This window comes from Streptomyces sp. NPDC045678 (assembly GCF_056432085.1).
Genome location: NZ_JBWKJS010000003.1, coordinates 353719 through 374002 on the forward strand (window position 1 = coordinate 353719; position 20284 = coordinate 374002).

The window sequence follows — 20284 nt, forward strand, 5'->3', positions numbered from 1 at the left end:
CGCGTCAGTCGTCGTCGCCCTCGCGTTCCTTCTCCGCCAGGCGGATCACGCAGACCGCGACCGCGAGGAGGAGTGCGGGGTCGGCGTCCTCGCGTACGACCTGGAGCCCGTACGTGTCGCGTACGCGGAACCAGCGGCGCGAGATGTCGGCGAGCAGTTCGCCCTCGTATTCGATGGCGAACTCGCGGTCGAGGATCTTGCCGCTGACGTCCAGCTCCGTGCCGTCGACCAGCTCGACGCGGTAGTGGTTGCGCAGCAGCGACAGGCGCTTGCGCTTCACCCGGGCGAGCGGCTCGCCCTCCCGCTCGATCACCATCGTGTCGCGCAGGGCGAGCATCTTGGCGTGGATGTCGATGAGCACCCTGCCCTGCATGTCCTTCAGCTCGAAGGTCTCGCGCAGGCGCATGGCCTTGCCGTCGACGAGGAAGACCTTGCGGCCCTGGTCGTCCTCGATCCAGTAGTCGTCACCGATGCCGAGCATGCGGTCGCGTACGAGAAGTCTCATGGCGCATGACTACCCCGAACCGCCGTACTTCGGACACAGTCGGCGGCTATGGGGGCGTCAGTAACCGCGGCGCTCCTGCTCCGGGTCGACGACGGTCGTCGGGGCGACCGGCGGCACCACCGCCCTGCGGCGCCGGGCGATGCTGGTGAAGACGGCGACACCGATGAGACCCACGGCCATCATGATGAGACCGGTGACGGTGACATTGAGTCCGTCGACCTCCCAGTCGGTCGCGAACGTGAGAATGGCACCCACGGCGATCAGAAGGATGCATCCGCCGAGGCCCATGTGGACCGCCTCCCTGCGTAGTGGCTACGAAGCCTCCGGGTACCCGGGACCCTCGCAGCCACACAGGCATTCGGAGTTCAGCCCTCCAGGAACGCCACCAGCGCGTTGGCCAGCAGGTGCGGGTCGTCGGCGCCGCACAGCTCGCGCACGCTGTGCATGGACAGGATCGCGACGCCGATGTCGACCGTCTTGATGCCGTGCCGCGCCGCGGTGATGGGGCCGATCGTCGTGCCGCACGGCATCGCGTTGTTGGAGACGAACGACTGGAAGGGGACGCCCGCCTTGTCGCACGCGGCGGCGAAGACCGCGCGACCCGAACCGTCGGTGGCGTAACGGTTGTTCACGTTGACCTTGAGGATCGGTCCGCCGTTGGCGCGCGGGTGGTGCGTGGGGTCGTGCCGCTCCGCGTAGTTGGGGTGGACGGCGTGGCCGGTGTCGGAGGAGAGACAGACGGTCCCCGCGAACGCCCGCGCCCTGTCCTCGTACGAGCCGCCGCGCGCGAACACGGACCGCTCCAGGACGCTGCCGAGCAGCGGACCGTCGGCGCCGGTGTCGGACTGCGAGCCGTTCTCCTCGTGGTCGAAGGCGGCGAGCACGGGGATGTACGGGAGGTGCTCCTGGGCGGCGACGGCGGCGAGGGCCGCCGTCGCGGAGTGCACGGACAGGAGGTTGTCCATGCGGGGGCCCGCGACGAGTTCGCGGTCACGGCCGAGGTAGGCGGGCGCCTCGATGGCGTACGTCATGAGGTCCCAGCCGGTGACGTCGCCCTCGTCGAGGCCGGTCTCCTCCTCCAGGAACCGGATGAGGTCGCCCTCGTGGACGTCGTCGCCGAGCCCCCAGATGGGTTGCATGTGCTTCTGCTTGTCGAGCTTGAGCCCGTCGGTGTGCACGGACCGGTCCATGTGGATGGCGAGCTGGGGCACGCGCAGCAGCGGCCGGTCGATGTCCACGAGCCGGGTGGTGCCGTCGCGCAGCGAGAGGCGTCCGGCGAGGCCGAGGTCGCGGTCGAGCCAGGAGTTGAGGAGCGGGCCGCCGTAGATCTCGACGGCTACCTGACGCCAGCCGTGGGCGCCCGCGTCGGGCTGCGGCTTCACGCGCAGGTTGGGGGAGTCGGTGTGGGCGCCGACGATGCGGAAGGGGGTGTGCGCGGAGGCGCCCTCGGGGACGTACCAGGCGACGATGGCGCCGCCGCGGAGCACGTACTTGCCGCCGGTCGTGCCGTCCCAGGCCTCGGTCTCCTCGACCTGCCGGAACCCGGCCTTCTCAAGACGCTCGGCGGCGCTCGCCACGGCGTGGTACGGCGTGGGGCTCGCCGCGAGGAAGGTCATGAGGTCTTCGGTGTGGCCACGGTCGAAGGGCCCGGAGGGTGTGCGCATGCCAGCCAGCCTAGCTACCGCTTTCAATCGGTGGTGCGGGTCCCGACCGCGGGTGGCCTACGCACGACGGCCCGCCCCGGGGCAGGGGCGGGCCGTCGTGGTGCCTCAGAGGGCGCCGTGGTGCGTCAGGGGACGCCGTGGTGCGTCAGGGGACGCGGTGGTGCGTCAGGGCGTCCGGACCCGACACGACACGACGGGCCACGGCCGACCAGGACGGACCCGGCCGGACCGGGCCGGACTAGAACGCCGACTCGTCCAGCTCCATCAGGTCCAGGTCGACCGCCTCGGCGAGCTTGCGCTCGGAGGCGACGTTCGGGAGGACGTTCGTGGCGAAGAACTTGGCCGCCGCGATCTTGCCCTCGTAGAAGGACTTGTCCTTCGCCGAGGCCGTCTCCAGCTTCTCGGCGGCGACCGCGGCACCGCGCAGCAGCAGGTAGCCGACGACGACGTCGCCCGAGGCCATCAGGAGGCGCGTGGTGTTCAGGCCCACCTTGTAGATGGCCTTCACGTCCTGCTCCGTGGCCGCGAGGTCCGTCAGCATGACGCCGACGATGGCCTCCAGCTCGACCGCGGCCTTGGCCAGCTCCTCGCGGGCGCCGGCCAGCGCCTCGCCGCCCGTGCCGACCGCGAGGAACTTCTTGATCTCCTCGGCGAGGCCGTTCAGCGCGGCACCCTGGTTGCGGACGATCTTCCGGAAGAAGTAGTCCTGGCCCTGGATGGCCGTCGTGCCCTCGTAGAGGGTGTCGATCTTGGCGTCCCGGATGTACTGCTCGATCGGGTACTCCTGGAGGTACCCCGAGCCGCCGAACGTCTGGAGCGACTGCGCCAGCTGCTCGTAGGACTTCTCCGAGCCGTAGCCCTTCACGATGGGCAGGAGCAGGTCGTTGAGGGCGTGCAGCTGCGACGCGTCCTCGCCGGCGGCCTCCTTGACCTGGATGTCGTCCTGTACGGCGGCGGTGTGCAGGACCAGGGCGCGCATGCCCTCCGCGTACGCCTTCTGCGTCATCAGGGAGCGGCGCACGTCCGGGTGGTGAGTGATCGTCACCTTCGGCGCGGTCTTGTCCATGAACTGGGCCAGGTCGGGGCCCTGGACGCGCTCCTTGGCGTACTCCAGGGCGTTGAGGTAGCCCGTGGAGAGCGTCGCGATCGCCTTCGTGCCGACCATCATGCGGGCGAACTCGATGATGCGGAACATCTGGCGGATGCCGTCGTGCTTGTCGCCGATCAGCCAGCCCTTGGCGGGGTGCTGGTCGCCGAACGTCATCTCGCAGGTGTTGGAGGCCTTGAGGCCCATCTTGTGCTCGACGTTCGTCGCGTACACGCCGTTGCGCTCGCCCAGCTCGCCCGTCTCCCAGTCGAAGTCGTACTTCGGGACCAGGAAGAGGGAGAGGCCCTTCGTGCCGGGGCCGTGGCCCTCGGGGCGGGCGAGGACGTAGTGGAGGATGTTCTCCGACATGTCGTGCTCACCGGACGTGATGAAGCGCTTCACGCCCTCGATGTGCCAGGAGCCGTCCTCCTGCTGCACGGCCTTCGTGCGGCCCGCGCCCACGTCCGAACCGGCGTCCGGCTCGGTCAGGACCATCGTCGAGCCCCACTGCTTCTCGACGGCGATCTCGGCGACCTTCTTCTGCGCCTCGTTGCCCTCCTCGAAGAGGATGCCGGCGAACGCCGGGCCGGAGGAGTACATCCACACGGCCGGGTTCGCGCCGAGCAGCAGCTCCGCGTAGCCCCAGATCAGGGAGCGCGGGGAGGTCGTGCCGCCGATCTCCTCGGGCAGGCCGAGGCGCCAGTACTCGGAGTCCATGAAGGCCTGGTAGCTCTTCTTGAAGGACGCGGGCACGGGGGCGGTGTTGGTCGCCGGGTCGAAGACCGGCGGGTTGCGGTCCGCGTCCTCGAAGGACTCGGCCAGCTCGTTCTCGGCGAGGCGGCGCAGTTCGTCGAGGATGCTCTTGGCGGTGTCGACGTCCATCTCCGCGAACGGGCCGGTGCCGTACAGCTTGTCGCGGCCGAGCACCTCGAAGAGGTTGAACTCGATGTCGCGGAGATTCGACTTGTAGTGGCCCATGGCGAAGGCTCCGTAAGCAGGAAAGGGATGAATACCAGCAAGTAGCTACGATGATGCTACCCGTCGGTAATAAGATGCAACCCCTAACCGCCCATCTGTGACGTCCGTGACTCAGTACGCTTACGCGCATGTACGGCTACGACCAGAATCCCGGCGCCCAGCAGCAGTACGCCCCGCCGGGCGCGCAGCCGCCACCGCAGCAGATGCAGGGCATGCCCGGCGGTGGCTACGGCCAGCAGCCTCCGCTCTACCCCGAGCCCTCGCCGCCGTCCCTCGCGGACGCCGTGCGCGCCTTCACGACGGGGTCGATGTCCGCCGAGGACTTCCAGCAGGCCTTCGCCACCTCGAAGGTCTACTGCCCGCGCGGCGACAACCCCGGCTTCCTCGCGCTGCACAACACCCAGCAGCCCGTGATCCCGATGTTCACCTCCCTCAAGGAGCTGCGCCGGTACGCGGGCAAGGACTCCAAGTACTTCGTGATCACCGGCGCGGAGGTCATCGACCTGCTCCCGACGGGGTACGGCTTCGTCCTCGACATGGAGGGCGAACACCGCATGGTCTTCGACGCGAAGGCCGTGGAGCAGATGGTCGACTTCGCGATGCGACGCATGTACGGGTGACGTGCGCGGCGGCGCGCACGACGGCGGCGCACGGGGGGCCGTGGGTGTCGGCGGGCCGGGTGAACGGGTGACAGGCGGCGTTGGCTTCGTGTGCCGAGGGGGGCCGACACCGATGCTCTGACCTATGCCCTCGTCCAGGATTCCGCGTCGCCGCCCCGCCGTTCTCGTGACCGCCGCCGTGACCACCGCCGTGAGCGCGGCCCTGCTCGGGGCCGCCGGCGCCCCTGACGGCACCGGTGGCGCCGATGCGCGCGCCGCCCCCGCGGAGACCGGCGCCGAGCGCGCCCGCCGCGTCTTCCTCGACCACGGGCCCAAGGCCGCGGTCATGGTCGCCGCGCACCGCGGCCAGTGGCGCAAGGCCCCCGAGAACAGCATCGCCGCGCTCCGGGCGGGCTTCGCGGACGGCGCGGAGATCGTCGAGGTCGACGTCCGGATGACCAAGGACAAAGTTCCCGTCCTGATGCACGACGCGACCGTCGACCGGACCACGAACGGCAAAGGACGCGTCTCCGACCTCACCCTCGCCCAGCTGCGAGGCCTCAGGCTGCGCGCGGGTCTGGGCGGCCGTCAGGCGCCGCTCACCGGCGAACGGGTCCCCACCGTCGCCGACGCCCTGAAGGCCGCCCGCACGCTCGGGCTCGTCAACCTCGACCAGTCCTGGGAGGACCGCGAGGCCGTCTGGCGGGTCCTGGAGGAGACGGGCACCGTCCGCAACGGCCTCTTCAAGTCCCGCGCCCCGGTGCCGGAGGTGCGGGCGTTCCTCGGCCGCCACCGGGGCGCGCTCTACATGCACGTGGTGGAGGACGCCAACGCCGCGTCCGTCGGGGAGTTCGGGAAGGACAGGCCGCCCGCGTTCGAGGTCGTCTTCGACGACGTCCGCGACAAGGTGGCCGCGCCCGCCTTCGTCCGTGGGCTGCGGTCGACCGGCCGCGTCTGGTTCAACACGATGCGGTACGGCTTCGCCGCCCGCTTCACCGACGAGGCCTCCCTGATCGACCCCGCGCGCGGCTGGGGCAGGCTCATCGCCGACTACGGCGCGACGGTCCTCCAGACCGACAACGTGGAGGCGCTCAGGTCCTATCTGAGAACGGGCTCCGTGGGCCGGGTGCCGCCCGGCGCGGTCCGTGTCCAGGCGGAGGAGTACGCCCCAGGCGGCGAGGGCCGGGCGTACCACGACACCGACGCCGGGAACCGGGGGGACGGGCCGGGGCGGCGCGGCGAGAACGTCGACGTGTGTGATCACGACGGGGCCGTGGTGGTCTGCTGGATGCGCGGTTCGGAGTGGCTGACGTACGCGGTCGACGTACCGAAGACCGGGCGGTACACGCTCAAGGTCCGGGCGTCGTCCCCGTACGAGCCCGCGGGGACCTGTCGGATCGCCTACGACGGCGGCAGGCCGGGCAAGGCCGTACGGGTCGCGGGCACGACCGCCCACCACGCCTTCGCGCTCCAGGACAGCCGTGACCCGCGGCAGCTCACCCGCGGCCGGCACACCGTGCGCCTCTCCCTGGACGAGGGTGCCTTCCAGAACTGGAACCTCGACTACCTGCAGCTGGAGCCCGCCGGGAATTCCCGCCGGGCCCCGTTCGTTCCAGGTGGCAGAAAGTTCTACGTTCAACTAAAGTGAGCGCACAGGAGGTACCGACCATGCCTGCAGTGACTGTCGAGAACCCGCTGACCCTGCCCCGAGTGGTGGCGCAGGCCGATGCGACGCCGCGCCCCGTGCTCGCCGTGACCACGGCGCCGAGCGGCTTCGAGGGCGAGGGATTCCCGGTGCGCCGGGCCTTCGCGGGGATCAACTACAAGTACCTCGACCCGTTCATCATGATGGACCAGATGGGCGAGGTGGAGTACGAGGCGGGCGAGCCGAAGGGCACCCCCTGGCACCCCCACCGGGGCTTCGAGACGGTCACGTACCTGATCGACGGGACCTTCGTGCACCAGGACTCCAACGGTGGCGGCGGCACCATCCGGAACGGCGACACCCAGTGGATGACGGCCGGCAGCGGCCTGCTCCACATCGAGGCGCCGCCGGAGTCCCTCGTCATGTCCGGCGGCCTCTTCCACGGCCTCCAGCTGTGGGTGAACCTGCCCGCGAAGGACAAGATGATGGACCCCCGCTACCAGGACATCCGCGGCGGCCAGGTCCAGCTGCTCTCCACCCCGGACGGCGGCGCGCTGCTCCGCGTCATCGCCGGCGAGCTCGACGGCCACGAGGGCCCCGGCATCACGCACACGCCGATCACGATGATCCACGCGACCGTGCGGCCCGGCGCCGAGGTGACGCTGCCCTGGCGCGAGGACTTCAACGGACTCGCGTACGTCCTCGCGGGACGCGGCAGCGTGGGCACCGAGCGGCGCCCCGTCCACATGGGTCAGACCGCGGTCTTCGGCGCGGGCACCTCGCTGACCGTGCGCGCGGACGAACGCCAGGACGCGCACGCCCCCGACCTGGAGGTCGTGCTGCTCGGCGGCCGGCCGATCCGCGAGCCGATGGCGCACTACGGCCCGTTCGTGATGAACAGCCAGGCGGAGCTGCAGCAGGCCTTCGAGGACTTCCAGAAGGGTCTGCTCGGCACGGTTCCCGCCGTCCACGGCATGTAGCCGGTACGCCTACGGCAGGCAGCCGGTACGCCCCGGCAGGCAGCCGGTACGCCCCGGCAGGCAGCCGGTACGCCCCGGCAGGCAGCCGGTACGTCCACGGCAGGCAGCCGTACATAACGTGCGGGGCCCGTGGTGACGTGCTCGGGTAGGAGGGGTGAGTACCCTCCTGCCCGAGTCCGTGCGCCGCATCGCCGCCTGGTGCGTCGTCGTCCTGCTCGTCACCGGCGTGGCCGCCGTGGGGATCTGGCTGTGCGTCACCTTCAAGACCGCGGTGACCCCGGTCCTCCTCGCGCTGCTCGGCACCGCGCTCCTCGGACCGCTGTACCGGCGGCTGCTCAAGATGAGGGTGCAGCGTTCCCTCGCGGCCGGCCTCACCTGCGCGGCCGTCGTCGCCGTCGTCGGCGGCGCCACCTACATCGTCGTCAAGGCACTGATCGACAGCGGCGACCAGATCCTCGCCTCTCTCAAGCAGGCCGCGACGGACCTGTCGAAGTACTTCGGGGCGGCCGGGACCTCGCTCGACGACATGGCGTCCAACGCCAAGGAACTGTTCGGGAAGTTCGGCGGGACCGCCGCGTCCGGAGTGATCAGCGGGCTCAGCACCGTCGGCGAGATGATGGCGATGGCCGTCCTCGCGCTGCTGCTCGTCTTCTTCTTCCTGCGCGACTCGGAGCGCGCCGTGGGAACCCTGCGCCAGCTCGCCCCCGGTGACAGCGCCGACTCCATCGAGGCCATGGCGCGGCGGGCCTTCGAGGCCATCGAGGGGTTCATGCGCGGGACGACGATCATCGCGTTCATCGACGCCCTGTGCATCACCGTGGGCCTGCTGATCCTCGGCGTCCCCGGCGCCTGGGGCCTCGGCGCGCTCGTCTTCGTCGGGGCGTACATCCCCTACCTGGGCGCGTTCCTGTCCGGCGCGGTCGCCGTCCTTGTCTCCCTCGCCGACCGGGGGTTCGCCATCGCGCTGTGGACGCTCGGCGTGGTCCTCGCCGTGCAGGTCCTCGAAGGACACATCCTCCAGCCGATGATCCAGAGCAGGACCGTGCAGATGCATCCGGCGGTGGTGATGCTGGCGATCACCGCGGGCGCCTCGGTGGCCGGGATCCTCGGGATGCTGCTCGCGGTGCCGCTGACGGCGGCGGCGTTCGGCATCGTCTCGGAGCTGCGCGGGCGCTACTCCGGTACGACCCCGCCCACGTCCCCGCCCGTGTCCCCCTCCATGTCCGCGTCCACCTCCACGTCCGCGAAACCGCCGGAGGCGCCCGCGTCCTCGTAGAGCTCGAACCAGATGCTCTTGCCGTCGCCGCGCGGGTCCACGCCCCACGCCCCGGCGAGCAGCTCCATCAGGACGAGGCCGCGGCCCGACGAGGCGAGCTCGCCCGGGTGGCGCTTGTGCGGCAGGTCGTCGCTGCCGTCGGCGACCTCGGCCCGCAGCCGCCGTGCTCCGGGCTCGCCGGTGACCTCGGCGACCAGGAGGGCGTCGCCGTCCGTGTGCACGAGGACGTTCGTGAGCATCTCGGAGACCATCAGGACCGCCGAGTCGACCTGGTCGTCGTCCGCCCAGTCGTGCAGCAGGTCCCGCAGGTGCCTGCGGGCCCCCGCGATGCGCTCCGGCTCGGCCTGGGCGACGGTCAGGACCGTGCGGCGGGCGTCCGTGCGCCGCTCCGAGCGGCCCGTCCTGCTCAGCAGCAGCACGGCTATGTCGTCCTCGCGGCGGTCCGCGAACGGGCCGGTGGTGTGGTGCGAGGAGGGGCCGTGCACGGCCTGCACGAGCGCGTCGGCGAGCTGTTCCAGGGCGTCGGGCTCGCCTTCGCCCGCGTACTCCTCCAGCGTCGTCCTGATCCGCGACCAGCCGCTGTCCAGGTCGTGGCCGCCGGTCTCGATGAGGCCGTCGGTGCAGATCAGCATCGTCTCGCCGGCTTCCAGGACGAGCCGGGTGGTGGGGTAGTCGGCGTCGGGGTCGATGCCGAGCGGCAGGCCGCCCGCGGTGGGGCGCAGCAGAACCGTTCCGTCACTCATGCGTATCGCGGGTTCGGGGTGGCCCGCGCGGGCCATCTCCAGGACACCGGTCGCCGGGTCGGCCTCCACGTACAGGCAGGTCGCGAAGCGCGGGTCGTACTCGATGGCCCCGTCCGCGCCCGTGCCGCTCGACCCGTAGGTGATGGACTCCGTGATGCCGGAGAGGAAGCGGGTGGCGCGGGAGAGCACCGCGTCGGGGCGGTGGCCCTCGGAGGCGTACGCGCGCAGGGCGATCCGCAGCTGCCCCATCAGGCCCGCCGCCCGCACGTCGTGCCCCTGCACGTCGCCGATGACGAAGGCGATACGGCCGCTGGGCAGCGGAATCATGTCGTACCAGTCGCCGCCGACCTGCAGTCCGCCGCCCGTCGGCACATAGCGGGCGGCCACGCTCATCCCCGGGATCTGCGGTCCGAGCATCGGCAGCATCGACCGCTGGAGCCCCTCGGTCAGCTCCCGCTCGGACTCCGCGACCCCGGCCCGCGACAGGGCCTGCGCCAGCATCCGCGCCACCGTCGTCAGGACGGAGCGCTCGTCGGGCGTGAACGAGACGGGATACGTGAAGGCCGCCATCCACGCCCCCATGGTGCGCCCCGCGACCGTCAGGGGGAGGAACGCCCAGGACTGCCGCTCGAAGCGGCTGGCCAGCGGCCAGGCGGCGGGATAGCGCCTGCGGTAGTCCTCCGGGGTGGAGAGGTAGACGGCACGGCCCGTGCGCACCACCTCCGCGGCCGGGTAGTCGGTGTCCAGCGGCATCGCGGAGAAGGGGCCGTCGTCGCCGGGCTCGTGGCCGTGGTGCCCGATGATCGTCAGCCGCTCGCCCTCCACCCCGAAGACCGCGAGGCCGTCCGGCGAGAACCCCGGCATGGAGAGCCCCCCGGCGACCCTGAGGACCTCCTCCGTGGAGCGTGCCTCGGCGAGCGCGCGCCCCGCGTCGAGCAGGAACGCCTCGCGGGAGCGGCGCCAGTCCCCGGTGACGGGGGTGCGGGCGGCGGTCCCGGGCGCGGGCTCGGTGACTTCTTGGAGGGTGCCGACCAGCTCGTACGCCTCGGTCGCCCCGTGCATCACCGGCTTGGAGCGGCTGCGCACGGTCCGCAGGACCCGCCGCCCCGTCTCGTCCATGATCCGCAGCCGGGCCTCGGCGAGGGTGCCCTCGGCGACGGCGAGCTGGACGGTTCCGTAGATCTCGTTCCAGTCGACCGGGTGGAAACGGGAGCGCACGCCCGCCTCGGAGAGGGTCTGGGCGCGGGCGGGCAGGCCGAGGAGCCGGGCCGCCTCGGCGTCGAGCGTGACGGTCCCGGACGCGTTGTCCCAGCGCCACAGCCCGGTCGCGATCGCGGCCAGGACGTCCCGTACGGGAGGCAGGGAGTCGTCCCCCACCTGTAGGAGGGGATCGTCGGTGCGCATTGACCCACTTTAGGAAGATGTACACGGTAGGCGCCACCGAGCCCCGTGGAACCAGGCCGGTCCCGGGGCCCTCACCGGGCCCTCAGGAGGGTGGCCGGCACGGATATCCGGAAACCGATCTTCGGCCGGACGGTAGCCTTGTGGGGGTCTGCTCTCTCCCCTATTCGCGAAGACTGGATGAACGACGATGCATCGGTACAGGTCCCACACCTGCGGCGAGCTCCGCGCCTCTGACGTCGGCACCGACGTCCGGCTGAGCGGCTGGCTGCACAATCGCCGAGACCTGGGCGGCATTCTCTTCATCGATCTCCGCGATCACTACGGCATCACGCAGCTGGTGGCCCGCCCCGGCACCAAGGCCGCCGAGGTCCTGGACAAGCTGTCCAAGGAGACCGTCGTCCGCGTCGACGGCAAGGTCGTCTCGCGCGGCACGGACAACGTGAACCCGGAGCTGCCCACCGGCGAGGTCGAGATCGAGGCGAGCGAGGTCGAGGTGCTCGGCGCCGCGGGGCCCCTCCCCTTCACGATCAACGCCGAGGACGGCGTGAACGAGGAGCGCCGCCTGGAGTACCGCTTCCTGGACCTGCGCCGCGAGCGCATGCACCGCAACATCATGCTGCGCAGCGCCGTGATCGCCTCGATCCGCTCGAAGATGGTCGCCCTCGGCTTCAACGAGATGGCGACGCCGATCCTCACCGCGACCTCCCCCGAGGGCGCCCGTGACTTCGTCGTCCCGTCCCGCCTGAACCCCGGCAAGTTCTACGCGCTCCCGCAGGCCCCGCAGCAGTTCAAGCAGCTGCTGATGATCTCGGGCTTCGACCGGTACTTCCAGATCGCGCCGTGCTTCCGCGACGAGGACGCCCGCGCGGACCGCTCGCCCGGCGAGTTCTACCAGCTCGACGTCGAGATGAGCTTCGTGGAGCAGGAAGACGTCTTCCAGCCCATCGAGAAGCTGATGACGGAGCTCTTCACCGAGTTCGGCGGCGGCCGCGAGGTCACGTCTCCCTTCCCGCGCATCCCGTTCCGCGAGTCGATGCTGAAGTACGGCAACGACAAGCCCGACCTGCGCGCCAAGCTCGAACTGACCGACATCACGGACATCTTCGCCGACTCGGAGTTCAAGGCCTTCGCGGGCAAGCACGTGCGCGCGCTGCCGGTGCCGGACACGGCGTCGCAGTCCCGCAAGTTCTTCGACGGCCTCGGTGACTACGCGGTCGAGCAGGGCGCGAAGGGCCTGGCCTGGGTGCGCGTCGCCGAGGACGGTTCGCTGACGGGCCCGATCGCGAAGTTCCTCACGGAGGCGAACGTCGAGGAGCTGACCAAGCGCCTCTCGCTGGCCCCGGGTCACGCCGTCTTCTTCGGCGCGGGCGAGTTCGACGAGGTCTCGAAGATCATGAGCGCGGTCCGCGTCGAGGCGGCGAAGCGCGCGGGCCACTTCGAGGAGGGCGTCTTCCGCTTCTGCTGGATCGTCGACTTCCCCATGTACGAGAAGGACGAGGACACCGGCAGGATCGACTTCTCCCACAACCCCTTCTCGATGCCGCAGGGCGGCATGAAGGACCTGGAGGAGAAGGACCCGCTCGACATCCTCGCCTGGCAGTACGACATCGTCTGCAACGGCATCGAGCTCTCGTCCGGCGCCATCCGGAACCACGAGCCCGAGGTCATGCTCAAGGCGTTCGAGATCGCGGGCTACGACGCGGAGACCGTCGAGCACGAGTTCGCGGGCATGCTGCGCGCGTTCCGCCTCGGTGCGCCGCCGCACGGTGGCATCGCGCCCGGCGTCGACCGCATCGTGATGCTCCTCGCCGACGAGCCGAACATCCGCGAGACGATCTCGTTCCCGCTGAACGGCAACGCGCAGGACCTGATGATGGGGGCGCCGACGGAGCTCGACGAGTCCCGTCTGCGGGAGCTCAACATCTCCCTGCGGAAGCCCGCCGCACAGTAGTGGCTGTGTGAAAGGCCCCGGAACCTTTGGTTCCGGGGCCTTTTGCTTGTTCGCGCGAGGTCACATGCGAGGGTTCGTGCGAGGTCGCGTGCGAGGATTCGGTCTCAGGCGGCGTGTGTCGGCGAGGAGTTGGCCTCGGCTTCGGCCCACTCGGTGACGAGCCGTTCGTACACGAGGCGTTCGTCCGGACGGAGGCGTCCGCCCGCGCGCAACCACAGCGCACGGATTTCCTCATTGACCTCGTCGGCGGTGCGTCGCCGTTCGGGGGAGGGAGTCGTGGCCATGTCGTGAAGCTTACGTACACAGGTGTGAAGGCGGCGTCAATTTGAGCCTCCCCTGCGCATGACTTAGCTCACCGTGAGACATGCCCCTCGTTTCAGTGGGCAGTCGAACCGGGCCAGCCCTGCGACTTCTTGGCCATCAACTCCACGGCCCGCGAGAAGCTGTCCGCGCCGTGCCCCGCCTCCACCACGCGGCGGAAGATGTCGCGCACGGCCTCCGGGAACGCCGTGTCCACGCCCGCGTCGGCGGCGGTGCGGACCACATGGTCCATGCTGGCCAGCCCCATTGACGCCCGGTCCACGTCGCCCGCGTGGTTGCCCGCGTCGATGCGGGGCGCGTAGAAGTCGATGAAGTGCCCCATGCCGGCGAAGTTCTCGGCGGCGTAGGGGGCCATCTCGGCCGCGGTGAGGCCGTGGGTGCCCGCCAGGGCCACAGCCTGCCAATAGGCGATCATCGATGGCCAGAAAATGACCATGTTCAGCTGGTACATGAGCGCGGCGAGCCCCGGGTCCTCGCCCCGGTAGTCGGTCTTGCCGGTGATGACTTCGAGGGCGGCGCGGTGCGTGTCGTACGCCTCACGTGGCCCGCTGTAGAACGTCGCCGCGTCCGGCGTGCCGATGAGGGGCGGCGGTACGAGGACGCCGCCGGTCAGATGCGTGCCGCCATGGTCGGTCACCCAACGGCCGCCCTCCCGGGCCTTCTCCGGGGTGTCCGAGCTGAGGTTCACGAGGGTGCGGCCGGCGAGGGCCGCACTGGCGGGCTCCAGGATCGCGTACATCGCGTCGAAGTCGGTGAGGCTGAGAACGACCAGCTCGTTGGCGAGCAGGGCCTTTTCGACGCTGTCGGCGAGGTGCGCGCCGCGCTCCACGAGGGCGTCGGCGCGGGAGGGGGTGCGGTTCCAGAGGGTGACGTCGTAGCCGCGGTCGAGGTAGGCGGCGGCCATGGCCTGGCCCATGGGGCCGAGACCTATGACGGTGACGGATGGGGTGGGCTGCGGGGCGGAGGGCATGCGGAACTCCGGTGGCCGGTGTGCGGTGCTGCTAGAACGAACGCTCTATCCAGCGGGACGGGAGGAACGTAGCACGTCTCTAGAACGAACGCTCTACTTAATGGCGGGTAGGGTGAGGGCATGGTCCAGAACAGCTCAGCCCTCGGCACCCGCGACCGGATCGTCGTCGTCGCCGCACGCCTCATCCAGCGGCAGGGCTACGTGGGAACGGGCATCAAGCAGATCGCCAAGGAGGCGGAGGCCACGCTCGGTTCCGTCTACCACTTCTTCCCCGGCGGGAAGGAGGCCGTGGCGGTGGCCGCGATCGGTCATAGCGCCGAGGAGTTCGCGGAGATGCTGAGGGCGGGCCTCGCGGGCGATGGCGCCCCGGGTGCCGCGATCGAGCGATGCGCGGGCGAACTCGCCGTCGCGCTGCGCGAGTCGGGCTGGGTCGACGGCTGCCCGGTCACGGCGGCGGCTCTGGAGACGCTCGGCACGGAATCGGAGATTCAGCGGGTGTGCGCGGAGGCGCTCCGCGGCTGGGAGCGGATCGTCGAGGACCGGCTGCTCGGCGCGGGCTTCGCGGCCGAGGACGCGCGGGAGGTCGCCTCGACGGTCATCAGTGCGCTGGAGGGCGCCGAGGTGACGGCGCAGGTCGCGCGCAGCGAGGAGCCGTTGCGGGCGGTGGGGCGGCAGTTGGGGCGGTTGGTGGGGTCGTACGCGCCGCACGCGGACTGAGGGTGGTGGTTGACCCCGGATAGGGTCGTTTCATGCGTATACGTCGGGGTGTTCTGTTGGCCGCTGTCGCCGTCCCGGCGGGTCTGCTGCTGTTCGGCTGCGCGGGCGGGGAGGACGGGGGTGCGGCGTCGGAGCCGACGCCGTCCGCGTCCGACGTGACGTCGGGCGAGGCCCGGCCTCGGGAGCCGGATGACGCGTTGCAGCGGGCCGAGCGGGCGCTCCGTGCCGCCGCTGAGGACGACGGCAGCGAGGCGGAGTCCGTCGACGCGGACACGGCGTACGTCGGTTCGGGGATGGACAGGTCCTTCCCCGCGGGCAAGGGCGGCCCCTACCGCTTCGAGATCACCTGCGACACGGATGAGGTCGACGAGCTCACCCTGACCCTGTCGCGGGGCGAGGATGAGCAGGCGTACGGCGTGGAGTGCGGGGACCGCGAGGCGGACGCGTACAACATTCCGTCGGGCAAGCCGTTCAAAGCCCGTGTCGACCCGGTGAAGGCCGGCACGGGGGTCATCTCGTGGCGCCTGAACACGATCGACCCGTCCGACGTGGCCGGGTGCGACGACGACATCGACGGCTGCGAGGACTGAGGGCGCAAAAGCCCTCCTCTCGCGGTCGGGGGTCCCGTGGCTTTCGGGTTACGGCCGTTCGGGGCGCTGATCCGGAGCAGGGTCTCGACGCGGCGCTCCGGGAGGATCCTGTGCGAGGCCTCGTGTTGCGATGTGACCATGTGAGGAAGCTGGGCGGATCGAGGGCCGAGTTTTCCCACTCGGGAAGGCGATCACTTTTTCGTGTGCGGAGGAAACGTTCCCCTCCACGCTACGGCTGCCGGCTGGGCGGCTTCCCGGCCCGGAGGGCACGCGAAGGTTTCCGGGGCGGTGGTCAGTTCCGTCGTGAGGTCTTCGCTTTCGCGGAGGCGGATGTGGGGCCCGCTGGCGGCCAGTCCCAGGCAGGCATTGCCGTCCCCACTGCCGGAGAAGGACGACTTCTGCCAGGTGGCGGTGCTCATTGTTCGCTCGCTTTGATGGTGCGCAAAAGGCTGGCCAAAGTTGCGGGGGTGGTGAGGAGTTCGGCGGTGGGGGTGTCGCTTTCGCGTATGTAAATCTGCGGGCCGGTGGCGGCTAGCTCCACACAGGTGTTGCCGTCACCGCCGTCGGAAAAGGTGGACTTCTGCCAGTGCCGAGCCGGGGTCATGGGGATGCGCCTCACAGTTCCTTCGACAAACGATGGATGAAGTCCCGAGACGCCGTGGGTTCGAGCGACGCCTTCTCCACCTTACGGAACAATGTTCGAAGCTGATTCAGCTGCGGTTCGGCATCAATGAACGCGGTGCCCGTGGGGGCATCCCGTAGCCCGGTGTCCAGTTGGGGTACGGGGCCGCCGGTGTACATCATGGAGGCTCCTGCTCCGGCAAATCCGTCTTGGTCGGTGGGGACAACGCGCACCGTTGCGTAGCCACCCTCGATTTGATCCAGGATCTCGCGGAGTTGTGCGCGAGCGACATGGCGGTCGGACACACGGATGCGCAGGGCGAATTCGTGGATGACCGTCTCGTACGGGGTGGGGTGGTCCCCCTCGATCACGGCTCTGCGCCTCATCCGGTGTTCCACGCGCGGGTCGAGTTCGCTCGCAGGGAGCCCCGGGACCATGTACGAGTAGATCGCCCGGGCGTAGTCTGCAGTCTGTAGAAGACCCGGGACGTGCGTGATGACCACCTCGCGAAGGAATGTCGCGTGGTGCTCCAACTCGGCGACGTCAAGGAATACCGGTGGGAGTACTCCGTGGTACTCCTCCCACCAACCCCGGGTGCGGTCGGTCGCCATTGCCTTCAAGGCGTCGATCAGGGCCTCGTCCGTGCAGGTGTAATGGGCGGCGAGGCGGTGCACGCGTTCGGCGCTCACGCCTGCGACGCCGGACTCGATTTGGCTCATCTGCACCGAATCAGCTCCGAGCAGCGCGGCGGCGTCCCGAGCCTTCATGCCTGTCGCCTCGCGCAGTCTGCGCAGCTCGGCACCCAGTCGGACCCTCCGGGCAGTGAGATGCCTCTTTGGCGGCATGAATTCCTCCTCGTCCCAACTACCCAGTGCCTGTACCCCGTTCGGGGGTCAGGGTACGGCAACGGCTTGCGGCTTCCTAAAGTTAGGAAATACCGTCAGTGACGCGTCGCACACGCTGCGAGAACCGGGATCCCGGAAGCGCACCACCCTCGTCATGCCATGACGAGGGTGCCACTGCCACCGCCCACAATCCGCCGCGTCCGGTAACTCCCCACACCCCCAACAGGAGTTCTCGCATGCCTGGAAGCGAAAGCGAACCCTGGGAGTACACCCTGTACATCCCCCACGACCTCCGCGCCGTCACGATCTGCCGCCGCGCCCTCCGCCTCATCCTCGCCCTGCACTGCCTGCCACAACTCATCGCTATGGCAGAGCTCTTGGCGACGGAGCTCGTGTCCAACGCCGTACGCCACACCAAGGGCCCCGCCGCCCTCCGCGTCCGCTGCGCCGACGGGGTCCTCCGCATCGGCGCGTGGGACGCCGACCCGACGCCACCGGCCCCGCCGCCACGCGCCGCCACGCGCCGCCGCCGTGGACGCCGAGCGAGGCCGGGGCCTCGACCTCGTGCGGGCTTTCGCCGACGGCTGGGGCTGGTACCCGGAGGACGCGGAGCCCGGCAAGCACGTCTGGTGCGAACTAAATGCGGCATAGCTCGTTGATCATGCCGAACAGAAAGGAGAACCGATGGTCAGCTCGTCACACGAAGCGATGCACCGGATCTTCCAGAAGGACACGGCTCTGCTGGTCCGATCCCTTCAGCGCCTGCTCCACGTTCCATTTCCGGAACCCGTGGACATCATGACTCTCGACGTGGACCTCACGGAGATCGAACCGGTCGAGCGGCGCTGCGACACCCTGTTACGGGTGGACACCGCCGACGGCAACTACCTGTTCGTCATCGAGTCACAGGGCAAGAAGGACGAGGCGAAGCGCGGCAGCTGGCCGTACTACCTCTCGTACCTCTACGAGAAGTACCACTGCGAGCCGGTTCTGATCGTCGTGACGCAGAGCGCGGCGACCGCTCGATGGGCTGCCAAGCCCATCCAGTTCGGGCTGCCGGGCTGGTCCTCGCTCACCGTTCGTCCACTGGTCCTGGGGCCGGACAACGTGCCGGTGATCACGGACCGGCATGAGGCCGAGAGGGATGTCCCCCTTGCAGTGTTCTCGGCGATTACACATGGAAGGGGAGCGGGTTCCGCCGCCATACTGGAGGCACTGGCTGCGGCTCTGGAGACGATCGACCGCGAAGCGGCGGGAATGTTCGCGCCGCGAAGCGGCGGGAATGTTCGCACAGCTCACCCGGTCCGGTCTGGTGGACCCCCGGGCGAAGGAGATCTGGGAGGAACTGATGACGGCGACCAAGTATTTCTTCGACCACCCGTTCGCGGTGAAGGAGCGGGAAGAGGGCCGGGAAGAAGGCCGGGAAGAGGGTCGGGAAGAGGGTCGGGCCGAGGGCAGGGCCGAGGATCGAGCCGATGTGGTCCTGGAGATCCTCGAAGCGCGGGAGCTTCCCGTGCCGCCGTTGGTTCGTGAGCGGGTGAGCGCCTGTACCGATATGGATCAGCTCAAGGCCTGGACCCAGCGGGCATTGCACGTGACCGACGCCGCCGACCTCTTCGACGGCGACGAAGCCTGACCTGTATCCGCTCGCTGATGCGGGAAAGTCCCGGCGCCGCCCCCGTGAATCAGGGGGCAGCACCGGGACCTCCCGGCACAGCGCTGCGTAGTGTTACGCGGCCGGCTTCTCCTCCAGGCGCGGGAACAGCACCGCGCCCTTCGTCACCGTCGCGCCCGCGGGCAGCGTGCCCCACGTGGCGGCGGCGCGGACGTCCTGGTCGGCGAGGGCGCCCAGGAGGGGTTCCGCGCCGAGGGAGTCCCAGAGCTTCTGGGAGGTGTCCGGCATGATCGGGTTGAGGAGGACCGCCACCGCGCGCAGTGACTCGGCGGCCGTGTAGAGGATCGTGGCCAGGCGGGCCTTGCCCTCCGGGCTGTCGTCCTTCGCGACCTTCCACGGCTCCTGCTCCGTGATGTAGCCGTTGACCTGCTTCACGAAGTCGAAGATCGCCAGGATGCCGCCCTGGAAGTCCAGCTCCTCGCCGATCGCGCGGTCGGCGGTCGTGACGGCCTTGGCGAGGCCGTCCTTGACCGCCTGCTCGGCGTCGCCGGAAGCCGTCGCCGCGGGCAGCTCGCCGCCGAAGTACTTGCCGACCATCGCCGCGACGCGGGACGCGAGGTTGCCGTAGTCGTTCGCCAGCTCGCTCGTGTAGCGGGCCGTGAAGTCCTCCCACGAGAACGAGCCGTCGCTGCCGAACGCGATGGCGCGCAGGAAGTACCAGCGGTACGCGTCGACGCCGAAGTGCGAGGTCAGGTCCTGCGGCTTGATGCCCGTCAGGTTCGACTTCGACATCTTCTCGCCGCCGACCATCAGCCAGCCGTTCGCGGCGACGCGACCCGGCACCGGCAGGCCCTGCGCGAGCAGCATCGCCGGCCAGATCACCGCGTGGAAGCGGAGGATGTCCTTGCCGACGAGGTGCACGTTCGCGGGGAACGTCGAGGTGAACTTCTCCTCGTTCGCGCCGTAGCCGACCGCCGTCGCGTAGTTCAGGAGCGCGTCGATCCAGACGTAGATGACGTGCTTGTCGTCCCAGGGGACCTTCACGCCCCAGTCGAACGTCGAGCGGGAGATGGAGAGGTCCTGGAGGCCTTGGCGGACGAAGTTCACGACCTCGTTGCGCGCCGACTCGGGCTGGATGAAGTCCGGGTTGGCTTCGTAGAGGGCGAGGAGCTTGTCGCCGTACTCGCTCAGCTTGAAGAAGTAGTTCTCCTCCTTGAGGAGCTCCACCGGCTTCTTGTGGATGGGGCAGAGCTTCTGCCCCTCGAAGTCGCCCTCGCCGTCGACGAGGTCGCCGGGGAGCTTGTACTCCTCGCAGCCCACGCAGTACGGGCCTTCGTAGCCCCCCTTGTAGATCTCGCCCTTGTCGAAGAGATCCTGGACGAACTCCTGCACGCGGTCCGTGTGACGCTTCTCCGTGGTGCGGATGAAATCGTCGTTCGCGATGTTCAGGTGCTCCCAGAGGGGCTTCCAGGCCTCGGTGACGAGCTTGTCGCACCACTCCTGGGGGGTGACGTCGTTCGCCTCGGCCGTGCGCATGATCTTCTGACCGTGCTCGTCCGTGCCGGTGAGGTACCACACCTTCTCGCCGCGCTGACGGTGCCAGCGCGTGAGCACGTCCCCTGCAACGGTCGTGTAGGCGTGGCCCAGGTGAGGAGCGTCGTTTACGTAGTAGATGGGGGTCGAGACGTAGAACGCCTTCGCGTTCTCGCCCGCTCCCTGCTTCTCGGATCCAGTGGCCGCCATGGTCGAAATCCTAACGGCCTGACGAAGAT

The 20284-nt window shown here is 69.6% G+C and carries 19 protein-coding genes and 1 pseudogene; 9 read left to right on the top strand and 11 right to left on the bottom strand.

Annotated elements, in window-relative coordinates:
* Positions 1-4 precede the first annotated feature (4 nt).
* The 4 genes from AC07DO_RS12545 to AC07DO_RS12560 all read right to left on the bottom strand — a co-directional run bounded on the left by AC07DO_RS12545 (position 5) and on the right by AC07DO_RS12560 (position 4234).
* Entirely contained in the window at positions 5-505 is a 501-nt protein-coding gene (locus tag AC07DO_RS12545) for an LURP-one-related/scramblase family protein (protein WP_479059062.1), read from the bottom strand.
* Positions 506-562: 57 nt separating this feature from the next.
* Positions 563-793: a DUF6458 family protein gene (locus AC07DO_RS12550; protein ID WP_479059064.1), complete on the bottom strand. Its 231-nt coding sequence runs from the start codon at positions 791-793 to the stop codon at positions 563-565.
* 77 nt (positions 794-870) lie between these two features.
* Positions 871-2169 carry a M18 family aminopeptidase gene (locus AC07DO_RS12555; RefSeq protein ID WP_479059065.1) on the bottom strand — a complete coding sequence of 433 codons (1299 nt, stop codon included), beginning with the start codon at positions 2167-2169 and terminating at the stop codon, positions 871-873.
* Positions 2170-2407: 238 nt separating this feature from the next.
* Positions 2408-4234, bottom strand: coding sequence for an acyl-CoA dehydrogenase (locus tag AC07DO_RS12560; RefSeq protein ID WP_479059067.1), 1827 nt, complete (start codon positions 4232-4234; stop codon positions 2408-2410).
* 128 nt (positions 4235-4362) lie between these two features.
* Between AC07DO_RS12560 and AC07DO_RS12565 the strand changes: the two genes are divergently transcribed.
* From AC07DO_RS12565 to AC07DO_RS12580, 4 genes are all read left to right on the top strand, one after another.
* Complete coding sequence (locus AC07DO_RS12565; RefSeq protein ID WP_055563227.1) at positions 4363-4854, top strand: SseB family protein; 492 nt, start codon at positions 4363-4365, stop codon at positions 4852-4854.
* A 124-nt stretch (positions 4855-4978) separates the two neighbouring features.
* Complete coding sequence (locus AC07DO_RS12570; protein ID WP_479059068.1) at positions 4979-6481, top strand: glycerophosphodiester phosphodiesterase family protein; 1503 nt, start codon at positions 4979-4981, stop codon at positions 6479-6481.
* A gap of 20 nt (positions 6482-6501) precedes the next feature.
* A complete protein-coding gene (locus AC07DO_RS12575) occupies positions 6502-7458 on the top strand; it encodes a pirin family protein (RefSeq protein WP_479059069.1) in 957 nt (318 codons plus the stop codon).
* Positions 7459-7612: 154 nt separating this feature from the next.
* Positions 7613-8734 (top strand): AI-2E family transporter, encoded by a 1122-nt coding sequence (locus AC07DO_RS12580; RefSeq protein WP_479059070.1) that lies wholly within the window; start codon positions 7613-7615, stop codon positions 8732-8734.
* Here AC07DO_RS12580 and AC07DO_RS12585 read toward each other — a convergent pair.
* Complete coding sequence (locus tag AC07DO_RS12585) at positions 8632-10881, bottom strand: ATP-binding SpoIIE family protein phosphatase (RefSeq protein WP_479059071.1); 2250 nt, start codon at positions 10879-10881, stop codon at positions 8632-8634. The two genes, AC07DO_RS12580 and AC07DO_RS12585, sit on opposite strands and share 103 nt — an antisense overlap.
* Positions 10882-11068: 187 nt before the next feature.
* Between AC07DO_RS12585 and aspS the strand changes: the two genes are divergently transcribed.
* Positions 11069-12832: an aspartate--tRNA ligase gene (aspS, locus tag AC07DO_RS12590; protein ID WP_479059073.1), complete on the top strand. Its 1764-nt coding sequence runs from the start codon at positions 11069-11071 to the stop codon at positions 12830-12832.
* A 104-nt stretch (positions 12833-12936) separates the two neighbouring features.
* Here the strand turns inward: aspS and AC07DO_RS12595 are convergent, their stop codons facing one another.
* Positions 12937-13116 (bottom strand): hypothetical protein, encoded by a 180-nt coding sequence (locus tag AC07DO_RS12595; protein ID WP_479059075.1) that lies wholly within the window; start codon positions 13114-13116, stop codon positions 12937-12939.
* A gap of 92 nt (positions 13117-13208) precedes the next feature.
* Positions 13209-14123, bottom strand: coding sequence for an NAD(P)-dependent oxidoreductase (locus AC07DO_RS12600; protein WP_479059076.1), 915 nt, complete (start codon positions 14121-14123; stop codon positions 13209-13211).
* A gap of 120 nt (positions 14124-14243) precedes the next feature.
* Between AC07DO_RS12600 and AC07DO_RS12605 the strand changes: the two genes are divergently transcribed.
* Positions 14244-14840 (top strand): TetR/AcrR family transcriptional regulator, encoded by a 597-nt coding sequence (locus tag AC07DO_RS12605; protein ID WP_479059078.1) that lies wholly within the window; start codon positions 14244-14246, stop codon positions 14838-14840.
* Between the two features lie 32 nt (positions 14841-14872).
* Positions 14873-15430 (top strand): hypothetical protein, encoded by a 558-nt coding sequence (locus tag AC07DO_RS12610; RefSeq protein WP_479059080.1) that lies wholly within the window; start codon positions 14873-14875, stop codon positions 15428-15430.
* 191 nt (positions 15431-15621) lie between these two features.
* On the opposite strand, the gene AC07DO_RS12615 is transcribed toward AC07DO_RS12610, so the two are convergent.
* Genes AC07DO_RS12615 through AC07DO_RS12625 form a run of 3 tightly spaced genes read right to left on the bottom strand, consistent with a single transcriptional unit; the run spans position 15622 to position 16897 of the window.
* Complete coding sequence (locus AC07DO_RS12615; RefSeq protein ID WP_479059082.1) at positions 15622-15849, bottom strand: DUF397 domain-containing protein; 228 nt, start codon at positions 15847-15849, stop codon at positions 15622-15624.
* Positions 15846-16034, bottom strand: a complete 189-nt coding sequence (locus tag AC07DO_RS12620) for a DUF397 domain-containing protein (RefSeq protein WP_479059084.1) — start codon at positions 16032-16034, stop codon at positions 15846-15848. Before AC07DO_RS12620 ends, AC07DO_RS12615 begins: the two co-directional genes overlap by 4 nt.
* 11 nt (positions 16035-16045) lie before the next feature.
* On the bottom strand, positions 16046-16897 hold the full coding sequence (locus AC07DO_RS12625) for a helix-turn-helix domain-containing protein (protein ID WP_479059086.1): 852 nt from the start codon (positions 16895-16897) through the stop codon (positions 16046-16048).
* 236 nt (positions 16898-17133) lie between these two features.
* Between AC07DO_RS12625 and AC07DO_RS12630 the strand changes: the two are divergent.
* Positions 17134-17548 (top strand): annotated as a pseudogene (locus AC07DO_RS12630) (ATP-binding protein).
* A 631-nt stretch (positions 17549-18179) separates the two neighbouring features.
* Entirely contained in the window at positions 18180-18533 is a 354-nt protein-coding gene (locus AC07DO_RS12635; RefSeq protein ID WP_479059088.1) for a hypothetical protein, read from the top strand.
* Between the two features lie 93 nt (positions 18534-18626).
* On the opposite strand, the gene metG is transcribed toward AC07DO_RS12635, so the two are convergent.
* Positions 18627-20255, bottom strand: coding sequence for a methionine--tRNA ligase (gene metG / locus AC07DO_RS12640; protein WP_479059090.1), 1629 nt, complete (start codon positions 20253-20255; stop codon positions 18627-18629).
* Positions 20256-20284: the final 29 nt, after the last annotated feature.